Here is a 12,212-nt window from a genome sequence, read left to right on the forward strand (position 1 = left end):
AGAATGCGCCTGCTTGGACCATGCATATGCCGTGATTCCGTTAAGTTGATTTGTCATTTCCAGTCCTCCTCCCTACTATTATTAAGAAACATTGGCCGTAACCGATAGTGCGCGCACTTTCCGCGAAAACGCGCGCCCGTAGCTTTAGCGAAGCGCCTCTGCGAGACGCACCGCCCGGTTCATCTCGTTGCATACGATGCTAAAGCCTTCGTCGAAACCCATGCCCGGCTTAGCGAGCATCTGCGTAACACCTGTCGCAACGCCGATGTTAGCCGTGGCTCGCGCCGACAAATCAGTCTCTGCACAGGTGCCACCAAGGACCGGTCCGACACCATGTTGGTGGCAATCGAGGATGGCGTCGATCGTGTGATGCAGAGACCCGAGATCCGGAGTCTTGATCTGCACCATGTCGACTGCTCCAGCTTCTGCAAACAGGTGCACATCATCGGCGGTGTTCGCCCATTCATCGGCAATGATCGCCACTTTGCTGTCCCGAGACTTGAGAGCTTGACGCAGCTTACCTAGTGCGTCGATCTGGGCGTCACGACTTCCGGCGTCCAAAGGATGTTCTATTCGCAGACTATGCGAACCTGCCGCGGATTCCAGCCGCTCGATTATATCTGCCGTTGCTTCGATCGAGCCACCAGCGGACGCTCCGATCAGGCCATAGACATCGAGATGGATAATTGGATGGTAATCATCTGATGTCCGAAGTTGCGCGATGCGAGTGCGAACCCACTTTACGTATTCCTCGAGCATCTCGCCGTTGGATCCGACCAAGTCTGGACTGTTGATCAAGCCATGCGGTAAGATCGGAACGTTCTTGAGGATCATTTTATCTACATTGCTGTATCGTTCGTCGCCGCACTGGCCATAGATGGGCACTGCTTTAATCGGTCTCCTGATCTGCCATTCATCTTTGATGACTTGCGCCATTGAATGATGGCCGGCAACATGGGAGGCGGCATCCAGCAGCGCCTGCGATAGTCCGTAGGCCGCTGCGCGTTTGGCCGCAAATGCGTCTTCGATGAGCTTCTCGACCCATGGAGCCGCTATACGGAACGACTGGACGTCCATGCCTCTCAAACGTGGTGCCAGTTGCTGCTCAATCTGTGCCGCCAGCTGATCGGCTTGAAAACGCGCCTCGCGGCCCCCGACACCAGTGTATTGCACGCTAGCGCAATCCCCCTTTGCAACGTATCCATCACTCAACACGAGCATGACAGACACTGATTCAGATGGCTCGCGGACTGCCTTGAAGCCGGGCGTTTCCGGCTTGCCCGTATAGGCAACGCCGTCACGCACGGCGCCGGCCTTAATCGCGGTTTGGTCGTCAAAGAAGAACGAGCCAACCCCAGGGCTGGCGAGCAGTTTCTGAATCGTTGTCAATTGGATATCTCAAGTTTCGCGCAGGCAATGGACATAGTGGCTGATTGAGATCAGCCGTGGGTTTGGCTGATCAGACGTAGGTGCATATAGGCGAGCACGCCCTCCGTTCCTCCTTCGTAGCCGTAGCCGCTATTGCCAAGGCCCCCGAGGGCGACATCGGGAAGTGAAGGTGCTGTCTGATTGACCCCAATGTTCGAAGCATTCAAACGATGCACCAACGCGTCTCGGACATGGATTGAATCCGTGAAGACATAGGCAGCGAGGGAGTATTCTGCACCGTTTGCCAATTCGATGGCCTCGTCGATATCTTCAGCAGACTGAACCGTGGCGACGGGGCCGAACGGCTCTTCAGCCAGAATCTCTGCATCACGTGACACTGATGACAGCACCGTCGGCTCAACGTAGAACCCCGGACGATCGAGTTTTTTGCCACCTATGTTGATCACAGCGCCCTTGGCAACAGCATCCTCGATGAGGCGCAAAAACGAGGCCACGCGGCCGCCGTGCGCCACAGGCCCGAGTGTCGTGCTATCCTCCGAGCCATGTCCAAGCTTATAAGTCTTTGCTTTCGTAACGAGCGCATCGACCAGCGCATCGTGCACGGAATGATGGGCGATGTAGCGGGTCGGTGCGACACACGATTGGCCCGCCGACCCAAATTTGGCTGGCGCAGTAACCTGCACGACATTCTCGACGTCTACATCCTTCCACGCGATTACTGGCGCGTGCCCGCCCAACTCGAAAATGGGGCGAATGAGATTGGGCGCTGCGAGCGCCGCCAGCTGCTTGCCCACACTCGTTGACCCCGTGAATGACACCGCCTTAACCAGTGAGGACGCCATCAATTGGCTGCTAACAGCCCCCGGGTTACCAAAGATCAGATTGATAACTCCATCGGGCACCCCGGCATCGACCAGGGTTTGGACAATTGCCCGCGCTGTGTACGGCGTAAACTCTGAAGCTTTGAGAACGACGGTGCAGCCGGCGGCCAATGCCGCTCCTAGCTTGCGCCCGATCAATAAAGCAGGAAAATTCCAGGGGGTAATCGCTACGACGACGCCCAGAGCGGTGGGCACGGATAAGCGAGTACTGCCAGCGACCACGCCCTGATGGACCCTGCCGCAAATACGGCTTGCCTCCTCGCCATTCCATGCCAGCGTTTCGATAGTGCGTCGCAGTTCGCCGATAGCGTCCGCTCGCGTTTTGCCCGACTCTAATAGAAGTCCGTCTGCAAGCTCGTGCATCCTGTCGATCAGCAGAGACGACGCCTTCTTCAATACGGCGCCTCGAGATTGACCCGTTAGCTCGCTCCACGCGGGAAAAGAACGGCGGGCCGCATTCAACGCGGCTTGAATCTGGCCGTTATCAGCCAACGTGACGACGCCAACTGGTTCACCGGTCCCCGGGTCAATATTCGGCTGGGAACCTGCCTTACCTTCTACCCACTGACCATCGATGAAAAGATTTGCATCGAGCTTCATCTGAGCCATGATCGTTTCCAAGTCCCTACAAACTTTTGGATAAAACCCGGCAGCGAGCTAACCAGCGCGGCTCCCCGATGGCCGCGCCGCATCGTATTGATGACATTTAGATAAAAAAAGCGAATCGTTTGCATCCATAGATGCAAAGACTTCAACTTGTGGCGCGGGCGATCAGCACGTTCGAAATTGCTCTCACATTGGCAGGTTATTGTAAGTACGGATATATCCTTTTAGCGCTGGCCAAGGCTCGCCCAGTCGCGCATGATTTTAACAGAGCAAGAGATTTAAGATATTCATCTAAATGAGGTTTCATGTCGCTAAATGCCTACGAAGTATTCGTCGCTATAGCGGAGCGCGGAAGCCTTGCGGCAGCTGCACATCAACTGAATCTATCCGCGTCGGCGGTCAGTCACGCGCTTGCGTCATTCGAGCAAGAGCTGGGATTCTCGCTCCTTGTCAGAAATCGAAGCGGCATTCGTTTGACTGTTGGAGGGGAAGCTCTGCTGCCGACTGTGAGAGAGCTGCTTCAATGCAATGACAAATTGAGGCAACAGGCAGCGAAGCTACTCGGGCTGGAGGCTGGGACCGTGCGGATCGGTGCGTTCACCAGCGTCGGCGTCGCATGGCTGCCAAAGATCATTCGCTCGTTTGCCGACCTCCATCCGAAAATAGACGTGACAATTGAACAAGGAGGTTACGATGATGTCGCTGAGTGGATCATCAAGAGCCAGGTCGATCTAGGCTTTATCATTTTGCCGGAACCGCCTGGCCTGGACGTTACGCCCCTGTATGCGGATCCGCTCGTCTGTATTGCGCCGCTCGGCTTCGCACCCAAAACCAAAGCATATATCACGGCTCCGGAGTTGGCCGACCACAATGTTGTACTCCAAGGGAAAGACTACGGAAGGGAGACCGAGCAGATACTGGCGAAACATAAAATCTCGGTTAGATCGAGTGCGCGTGCGATCGACGATGCCGCCATCATTGCAATTGTCGAGAGCGGGCTTGGTATTAGCGTTATGCCGCAATTGGCGCTGCTCAACTACAGGGGGGCAGTGCAGGTTTTTCCATTCTACCCCGCAGAAAGCCGGGTTATTGTGTTGGCCTCGCTGAGCCAAGAAAGCTTGGCGCCGGCGGCAAAGGCGATGCATCAGCATATCGTAAAGTTCGTTGCCGGGTGGTCCAACGGCAACGATAAGGGCGGTGATCAAAGTTGACGCCGCGAGGAAGTGGACAAATTGTAAGTCGTTAGCAGCGCTAGGATCGCCATGAGGCTTGAATGCTTCCTACGTATTCGTATGAAGCCTGTCGCAGTTTCGCTCGACTGAATAGATGAGCAGCCTTCCGCATTGACCAGAAACATGCGGTCTGTGAAAGGGCATAACCGATTAAGGTGCTGTGGGATTTCCGGCGCCTTGTTGGGCGGAGTGCAGTATTGCTGCAGATTTATACCAAAATACGCACAACACGAACGCAAGCGAATGTCTAATCTGATTGAGACCAATGGAGATGATTATGGCTACGACGTTCTCAGCGATTCCCTTTGCTGGTGCTCCATTTCCACGATCGGAGTATGAGCGCCGGCAGAAGAAGGTGCTTGAGGCGATGGAGCTCGCCAACCTTGATGCGCTTTTGGTCACCGCCCACGGGCACCTGCGATATCTCACCGGATACGATGGGCAGGGTGGATATTTCATGCCGTTTCCATTGGTCCTCGCGCCGGGCCGGAAGCCGACATATGTCGTCCGAGAGTACGAGGTAAATGGCGTTCGCGCGGAAAGCTGTATCGACGAGATCGTGGGGTATGTCCAGCAACAGGACTTTGCCAAAGTGTGCGCGGATGTCCTGCGCCGCTATGGACTGGAAAACCGCAGGGTCGGCTTTGAGCTCGGCTGCTGGAATCTGGCACCGGCCGATGTGAGTGCGCTTCGGGCGCAACTTCCAAATATGAAGATCGCTGATGCCACTTGTCTGATAGCATCCGTATCGGTCGTGAAAGGCGAGCTGGAGATCAATGCCATGCGCGATGCCATGGCCATGACCGATGTAGCGGTGCGTACGTTTCTGGGGGCGCTGCGGGATGGCGCGACAGAAGCGGAAGTGGCTGCGGCCATTCACGGTGAGGTAAGAAAAGGTGGCGGCGACGATCTCAGGCTGGTTTCTTTAGGCTTCGGTGAGCGCAATAAGCTGCCGCATGGCAAGCCTATGCGCCATCCGATCAGAAACAACGAGCCAGCCATGATCGAAGTCGGTGGGATAAAGCACGCGTACTGTGCGGGGCTCGTTCGCAGCGCCGTGCTTGGTCGGCACCCTGAGACCGAATCCTTGTATGCTCTGGCGGAGCAGGCCCTCGAAGCTGCGCTTGCGGCAACGAAGCCGGGCGTGACCGCTGGCGAAGTGGACGCCGCCGGGCGGAAGGTGATTGAGAAGTCCGGTCGCTCTGAGGTCTTTCGCCACCGAACCGGGTACCAGATAGGTATCAATTGGGGTGAGCGTGGTAACCTGAGTTTGGAGCCAGGTGCGACCGATCTGCTCGCGCCGGGTATGACGTTGCACATGCCATTCATTCTGTTCAGTGAAAGCGGCTACCTGTTTGGATGCAGTGAGAATGTTTTGGTGACGGAGCGTGGGGCGGAAATCCTCAGTCGTACGCCGCACACGCTCTACCGTGCCTGATACACAAGTTGTGTGGTTGGACAATGCATAGCTTTGAAACGTTCTGCGATCTGCAACGCGTGGCCATTATCTCCATGAAAATCCCAAAATCGACTATCGGCTACACAACACCGTGAGCTTCGTGACGGAGAAATTGGGCTCGTTCAGTATCAATCACATCGAAACGGGTATCGCCGAAACCGGTATCATCGCGGTGATCCAGGGTGCAGGTGGAGAAGGGCCGACGATTAGGTTGAGACCGGATGTGGATCTTGCCCATCGTTGAAGCGTCAGGCAAGCGTTGGTCATCCAAGACGCTTGGCAAAATGTAACGCATGCGGACATGATGTCACACTGCCATGCTCAAGGGGGGCGCGAAATACCTTACCAGTATGTACCAATTCAAAGGGTCCGTTGCATCAATCTTTCAGCCGGCCGAGGAGGGGCACTAGTTTGACTGAGTCACAAAACCGCCGGCCAGAATCAGCGATGGTTGAAGCGTGGACCATCAGCCGATGAGGCCAACATGAGCGGGCGTGGCACCAAGACGAGCGAGAAGCGATTTGCGGCGTATTTGGAAGGGCTTGCCAGTGTCATCGGTCATGCTGATCGGAAGGCGCCGCTGCGCGACTATTGCGTCGGCCTGATTGCTTGTGGCGGTCGCAAGAGCGTGGAGCCGATGGCGGCGGTGACAGCTCCGGAACGGACGGCCGCCCAGCATCAATCGCCTACATTTCGTCGGCAGCGGCGCCTGGTCGGATGAGAAGGTGCTGGCCAAGGTACGTGAGATGGTCTTGCCGGCGATTGAACGCGAGGGCCCCATCGAAGCCTGGATCATCGACGATACCGGATTTCCCAAGCAAGGGCGACATTCAGTCGGAGTTGCACGGCAATATTGCGAGCAGCTCGGCAAGCAGGATAATTGTCAGGTGGCGGTGTCACTGTCGATTGCCAACCACCACGCCAGCCTGCCTGTCGCCTATCGCCTTTATCTTCCGAAGGAATGGACTGAGGACCGCGATCGGCGGCGCAAGGTGGGCATTCCTGCCGAAGTCGGCTTCCGGACCAAGCCGGAGATCGCGCTGGAGCAGTTGCGGTGGGCCTGTGCGAGCGGCCTTCCGCGCGGTGTCGTGCTGATGGACGCGGGCTATGGCAACAACAGCGACCTGCGCACCGAGATCACGGCGCTGGGATTGACCTATGTAGCGGGTCTTCTGTCGAGCACAACGGTATGGGCGCCCGGCACCGGTCCCTTGCCGCCGAAGCCATGGTCGGGCCGCGGCCGTCCACCGAAACTGATGCGCCGCAACCGTCAGCATCAGCCGGCCACCGTCAAGGCGCTCGCGATCGGCCTGCCGGCCAAAGCTTGGCGCACCATCACGTGGCGGCAAGGAACGAACGAAAAGCTGACCTCGCGCTTTGCACGCGTGCGGGTCCGTGCCGCGCATCGTGATTATTGGCAAACCACCCCGCGATTGGAGGAATGGCTGCTGATCGAATGGCCAAAAGGCGAGGACCAGCCTACCAAATACTGGCTCTCGACACTGCCGGAGGATGTGGCATTCCGGACTCTCGTTGAGACGGCTAAATTGCGCTGGCGCATCGAACGCGACTATCAGGAACTCAAGCAGGAGGTCGGGCTCGGTCACTTCGAGGGACGCGGCTGGCGCGGCTTTCATCATCACGCAACGATGTGTATTGCAGCCTACGGGTTCCTGATCTCCGAGCGGGAGACGATTCCCCACTCAGGCGCTCGGCGCGCCCGGCCGATCCCGCTCGATCGCGTCCCCGCAGATTACAGACCCCGCGGATCTGCCGCTGCGGACCCAACGTCACATTCCAAATTCAATCGCGACGATGCGACGGCGGCTCGAACATGGGCTCGTCCGAGCGCTGTCGAGACGTCCTTGTTGTGCGATCAAGTTCGACCACTACACAGATCATCGTTTGTGACGCAGTAAGACTAGCAGGCTGTTGAAAAAGGTGCTCGCCGCCGACCAGCGACCGTGATTCATTGGCTCCGACGAGATTCGGAGATGGTGCGTGCGCGGCGGCGACAATCGAACGGGCGAGCTGTTCAGCTACGTCGATCTGGAGGCGCGGGTGCGGCGTGACCATCCGCTGCGAGCGATCCGGACGATCGTGAACGAGGCGCTGTCGACGCTGGAGCGCGAGTTTGCCGCGCTCTATTCGCCGATTGGGCGGCCGTCGATCCCGCCGGAGAAGCTGCTGCGGGCGATGCTGTTGCAAGCGTTTTATTCGATCCGCTCGGATTGGCTTTTGATGGAACGGCTGGAATACGACCTGCTGTTCCGCTGGTTCGTCGGAATTGGCGTCGACGACGAAGCCTGGGACCATTCGGTGTTCTCGAAGAACCGCGACCGGTTGCTGGAAGGCGACATTGCGGCCAAGTTCCCGGCGGCGGTGCTGGCGTAGCCCAAGGTAAAGAAGCTGCTGTCGAGCGATCACTTCTCGGTCGATGGCACGCTGATTGAGGCCTGGGCCTCGATGAAGAGCGTGAAGCCGAAGGATGGCGCTGACGAGCCGCCGGCGCATGGCGGCGGGCGCAATGCCGAAGCGGACTTCCATGGCCAGAAACGCTCAAACGACACCCATGCTTCGACCACCGATCGGGATGCCAGGCTCTACCGCAAGGGAAAGGGTAAGGAGACGAAGCTGTGCTTCATCGGACATGGGCTGATGGAGAACCGCCACGGCCTGCTGGTCGACGCCTGCCTGACGCGGGCTGACGGGCATGCCGAACTGGTGGCCGCGCAGCACATGATCGAACCGCGTGCCGACCGACCGACAGCGATCACGCTTGGTGCCGACAAAGCCTACGACGCCGATGACTTCGTCAACGAGCTGCGCTCGATGAACGTGACGCCGCGTGTTGCGCAGAACACCAGCGGCCGCAGCTCTGCGATCGACGGGCGAACGACCCGGCACGGCCGCTATGCCGTCAGCCAGCGCATCCGCAAGCGGATCGAGGAAGCATTCGGCTGGATCAAGACGGTCGCCGGGCAAGAGAAGACCCGCTTCCGTGGCCGTGAACGCGTCGGATGGGCCTTTACCTTCGCTGCCGCCACCTACAATCTGGTGTGGCTGCCCAAGCTGATCGCGGAGGCCGGCTGATGGTCAAGGTGCCCGGCTTCGCCAAGGCCTTTGCTGGCCGCTGGCGCATCGTCGAAATGGACAACTGGGACGGCGACTTCCTCGACGTCGTCGAACATCTCACCTTCAAGGGCAAGTCCGACGGTGAAATTGCCTTCGGTGCGCTGAAGGGCTTCCTCGATGTCCGCTACGGCGCGCGAGACAGTTCGGCCTGCGCGGAGTTCTCATGGGGAAGGGCACGACGAGAATGACCCCGCCTGCGGTCGCGGATGGGCTATGATCGGCACTGCGGGCAGGCTCGTCGGTCACTTCTACAAACACAATGGCGACGATTCAGCCTTCGTTTGCGAACGCGGCCGAGTTCTTCAACAGCCTGCTAGTCTTACTGCGTCATAAATTTCGATAGCCATTTTGACTTGAGATTGCCCTGATGCAACAAGGGCATCGCGATAGTGTGGCGACGAGAGCAGCGCTTAATCTTCTTCGGACGGTTGCAATCGAATTTGGAACGTGCCGTTCAGGCCGCAATGGCGGATCCCCTCGGCCGATAATTTTCGGGAATAGTAGCTTCCTTGAAGATTTTGGCGGCGGCTGTTGCTGAGGGGGGAATCGTTTCTCGCTCCGAGACCAGGAATCCGTAAGCGGCGATGCACAGCGTTGCGTGATGGTGGAAGCCGCGCCAACCCCGCCCCTCGAAGTGGCCAAGCCCGACCTCCTGTTTGAGTTCGTGGTAGTCGCGCTCAATGCGCCAGCGCAGCTTGGTGATATCGACCAGCTGACGAAACCCGATGTTGGCCGGAAGCGTAGAAAACCAATATTTGGTCGGTGCTGCCTCGCCCTCTGGCCATTCGATCAGCAGCCATTCCTCCGGCCGGCTTTCGGCGAGCCAGTAATCTCGATGTGCTGGACGGACGCGCACACGAGCAAAGCGCGAAGACAAGCGTTCTGCCGTACCCTCACGCCACGTGATCTTGTACCAAGCATGCGCTGGCAGACCGATCGCAAGCTTCTTGACCGAAATCGGTCGGTGTTTGCTATCACGCCGTAGCAGTTTTGGAGGTCGTCCGTTCCCCGACCACTTCTTCGGCGGCCGTGGTCCGATTCCGGGCGCCCATACCGAGGTTTGTGGCAAGATGCCGGCCACATAGCTCAGGCCCAGTTCGGTAATACTTCCACGCAGAGCGGTGTCGGTGCCATAGCCGGCGTCCATCAGAACCACGCCGCGCGGCAAGCCCACCTCACAGGCCCAGCGCAATTGCTCAAGCGCGATGGCCGGCTTGGTCTTGAAGGTGATCTCCTTGGGCACACCGGCTTTGCGCCGACGTGCACGGTCGGTCGCCCACTCCTTTGGTAGATAGAGCCGATAGGCCACCGGCAAGCTCGCATGATGATTCGCGAGCGAAAGCGTCACGGCAACCTGACAATTGTCTTGCTTGCCCAACTGACCGCAATATTGCCGTGCAACCCCGACCGAATGCCGCCCCTTCTTGGGAAAGCCCGTATCATCGATGATCCAAGCTTCGATCTCTCCATGGCGTTCGATGCCCGGCAGCACTAACTCACGGACCTTGGCCAACACCTGCTGATCCGACCAGTCGCCTTGACCGACAAGATGCAGCAAGGCCTGATGTTGCGCTGCTGTCCGCTCAGGAGCCGTCATCGCCGCCATCGGCTCGACACTCTTGCGATCGCACGGCATTACCAGCCCTGTACAGTAATCGCGAAGCGGCTTGGCTCGTCCCGCATGTCCGATCACGCTCGCAAGGCCCTCAATATATGCCGAAAACCGCGACGCTACGTCCCCCGATCTTATCAGACCCATCTCAGCCTCCCCACGCTGAAAAGTGAGTCTTCTCAAATATATGATTCCTGTCGACAAGGGCCGCGACACTCTGACTCAGTAAGACTAGGTGTTTAGTTCCGGCATTCGCTGGAGCGGGTTGAGTGTGAATCGTTCTGGCTGGGAAGTCCAGCATTTGCAGATGTATTCGTAGGGGGTTTTCAGCCGCCGAGCGTAGTTGTAGGCGGTGATGAAGTCGGCAAGGTGAGCTTCGGGACAGCCGCGATCGGCTGAGGTCCTTCCCGTCTTCTTGACCAGTTGCACGAAGGCGAACTTGCTGGTGCGATCGATTGCGACATAGAGGTAGAGCTTGCCTTCGGCAGTCTGGAGTTCAGCGATGTCGATGTGGAAATAGCCGATCGGATAAGCCTTGAACGTTTTCTTCGAAGGCTAACCGCAACCTCCGGCAATCGGCTGATTCCGTGGCGCTGGAGGCAGCGATGCAGGGACGACCGCGTCAAATGCGGGATGGTCGGCTGCAGGGCATAGAGGCAATCGTCGAGCGGCAGCAGTGTATGCCGCCGGAAAGCGACGATGATCGCCTCCTCCTCGATCGCAAGGACTGTCGAGTTGGCTTCCTTGGGGCCTGTCGAACGATCGGCGACGGTGTCGCGCTGCTTCCACTTAGCGACAGTCTTCTGATTGATCCCGTAGCGCTTGGCGAGTGCTCTCAGGCTCTCTTGGCTATTTTGTATTGCTCGACGGACTGCCTCCGTCGTGGTGGCGCAGCCGTGTAAAACCTGTCCTATAGCGCATCCTTCGAATCGTGCGACAAGAATGCACCATCAAAGCCTGGGACTAAACGCCTTAGCACCTCGTGACGATCAACGTGGATATTTGGCGATCGCCTGCGCTCGTCCGGCAGTCGCTGTGAGCGTTGGTCGCAGCGATTATCTCCTTGAGCTCTTGCCACTGGTGGGCGTCGGCTACGGGCCAGCACCGCTCTTGATAACGCTTCGCCATTTTGGGTTGCAGGGAGAACGATACCCCGCCTACGTTAGTGAACGCTGCGCTGAGACAGACTTGTAGCCAACGTAAGTATCGATGCCGCACACGCTGACATGATGCTCGCAAGGCTCGGCAAAGATATCGATGAAGGTACTTCCATCGTCGCGTTGCCCTCTGCGAACGATATTGGAGCCAATCTTGCGCGGCTGCCTATTTTTTAAAGCTCAAACCTTCGCAGCGAACAAAAATCCACACCACGCGAGGATCCGTTTTGATCCCGCGCGCAGCCGGCTCTGCCGCCAGGTTCCGCAAAGTGAACGGACCGGAGCGGATACGCTGCCACGGCCAGCCGGCAGTGTGCCGGAAAGGGGCAGCTTCTTTTGACACCGTTCATCAGGCTCCCGGTTCGCGTCGCAACTTCTTCCGCTTGGAATGCGGGACGTGCCGACTTCGGGCGAACCGTTTCTGCATCAACGCGCCAGCGTACGCCCCCGAAGGCCTTCCGACTAGGGGTTATTCATGCTGCCTCTCTTCCGAACATGAATATTGAATCAAAACCAACCCTTGGGAGGCCCGCTTCTGTCAAAAGGTGCGCGATCATGAAGATTGGTGTTGAAGGTGGATCTTCTCATTCGTCAGACCAGCAGCGTGATCGTCTTGGGACACGAGGAATAACGCCATGAAAAACGCCATCGACCAGAACCCCGCGCGTCCGGCTGTGTGGTGGGGATCTTTTGTCACTTCGCTCAGGTTCACCGTCCGGTCCTAGCCGGAGTTAAAGAAGA

General features: G+C 58.0%; 5 protein-coding genes and 5 pseudogenes. 5 read left to right on the top strand and 5 right to left on the bottom strand.

All coding sequences use genetic code 11. The annotated features are described in order from the left end of the window. Positions 1–144 precede the first annotated feature (144 nt). Together AAFG13_RS37090 and AAFG13_RS37095 are read right to left on the bottom strand one after the other, a co-directional pair. Entirely contained in the window at positions 145–1,389 is a 1,245-nt protein-coding gene (locus AAFG13_RS37090; RefSeq protein ID WP_342709970.1) for a methylaspartate ammonia-lyase, read from the bottom strand. A 50-nt stretch (positions 1,390–1,439) separates the two neighbouring features. Next, positions 1,440–2,879 carry an aldehyde dehydrogenase family protein gene (locus AAFG13_RS37095; protein WP_342709971.1) on the bottom strand — a complete coding sequence of 480 codons (1,440 nt, stop codon included), beginning with the start codon at positions 2,877–2,879 and terminating at the stop codon, positions 1,440–1,442. 302 nt (positions 2,880–3,181) lie between these two features. On the opposite strand from AAFG13_RS37095, the gene AAFG13_RS37100 reads away from it, so the two are divergent. The 5 genes and pseudogenes from AAFG13_RS37100 to AAFG13_RS37120 all read left to right on the top strand — a co-directional run bounded on the left by AAFG13_RS37100 (position 3,182) and on the right by AAFG13_RS37120 (position 9,035). Then, positions 3,182–4,087 (top strand): LysR family transcriptional regulator, encoded by a 906-nt coding sequence (locus tag AAFG13_RS37100; RefSeq protein ID WP_342709972.1) that lies wholly within the window; start codon positions 3,182–3,184, stop codon positions 4,085–4,087. Positions 4,088–4,385: 298 nt separating this feature from the next. Next, on the top strand, positions 4,386–5,546 hold the full coding sequence (locus AAFG13_RS37105) for a Xaa-Pro peptidase family protein (protein ID WP_342709973.1): 1,161 nt from the start codon (positions 4,386–4,388) through the stop codon (positions 5,544–5,546). 505 nt (positions 5,547–6,051) lie between these two features. Beyond that, positions 6,052–7,486: pseudogene (locus AAFG13_RS37110) on the top strand (IS701 family transposase). Positions 7,487–7,568: 82 nt separating this feature from the next. Further along, a pseudogene (locus AAFG13_RS37115) lies at positions 7,569–8,660 on the top strand (IS5 family transposase). Beyond that, positions 8,660–9,035: pseudogene (locus tag AAFG13_RS37120) on the top strand (hypothetical protein). Before AAFG13_RS37115 ends, AAFG13_RS37120 begins: the two co-directional pseudogenes overlap by 1 nt. Before the next feature lie 121 nt (positions 9,036–9,156). On the opposite strand, the gene AAFG13_RS37125 reads toward AAFG13_RS37120, so the two are convergent. The 3 genes and pseudogenes from AAFG13_RS37125 to AAFG13_RS37135 all read right to left on the bottom strand — a co-directional run. Next, complete coding sequence (locus tag AAFG13_RS37125; protein ID WP_342709974.1) at positions 9,157–10,461, bottom strand: IS701 family transposase; 1,305 nt, start codon at positions 10,459–10,461, stop codon at positions 9,157–9,159. A gap of 84 nt (positions 10,462–10,545) precedes the next feature. Continuing rightward, positions 10,546–11,228: pseudogene (locus tag AAFG13_RS37130) on the bottom strand (hypothetical protein). A 412-nt stretch (positions 11,229–11,640) separates the two neighbouring features. Continuing rightward, positions 11,641–11,745: pseudogene (locus tag AAFG13_RS37135) on the bottom strand (IS630 family transposase); the annotation flags it as partial. Positions 11,746–12,212 lie beyond the last annotated feature (467 nt).

The sequence above is a fragment of the Bradyrhizobium sp. B124 genome, assembly GCF_038967635.1.
Taxonomy (GTDB): Bacteria; Pseudomonadota; Alphaproteobacteria; order Rhizobiales; family Xanthobacteraceae; genus Bradyrhizobium.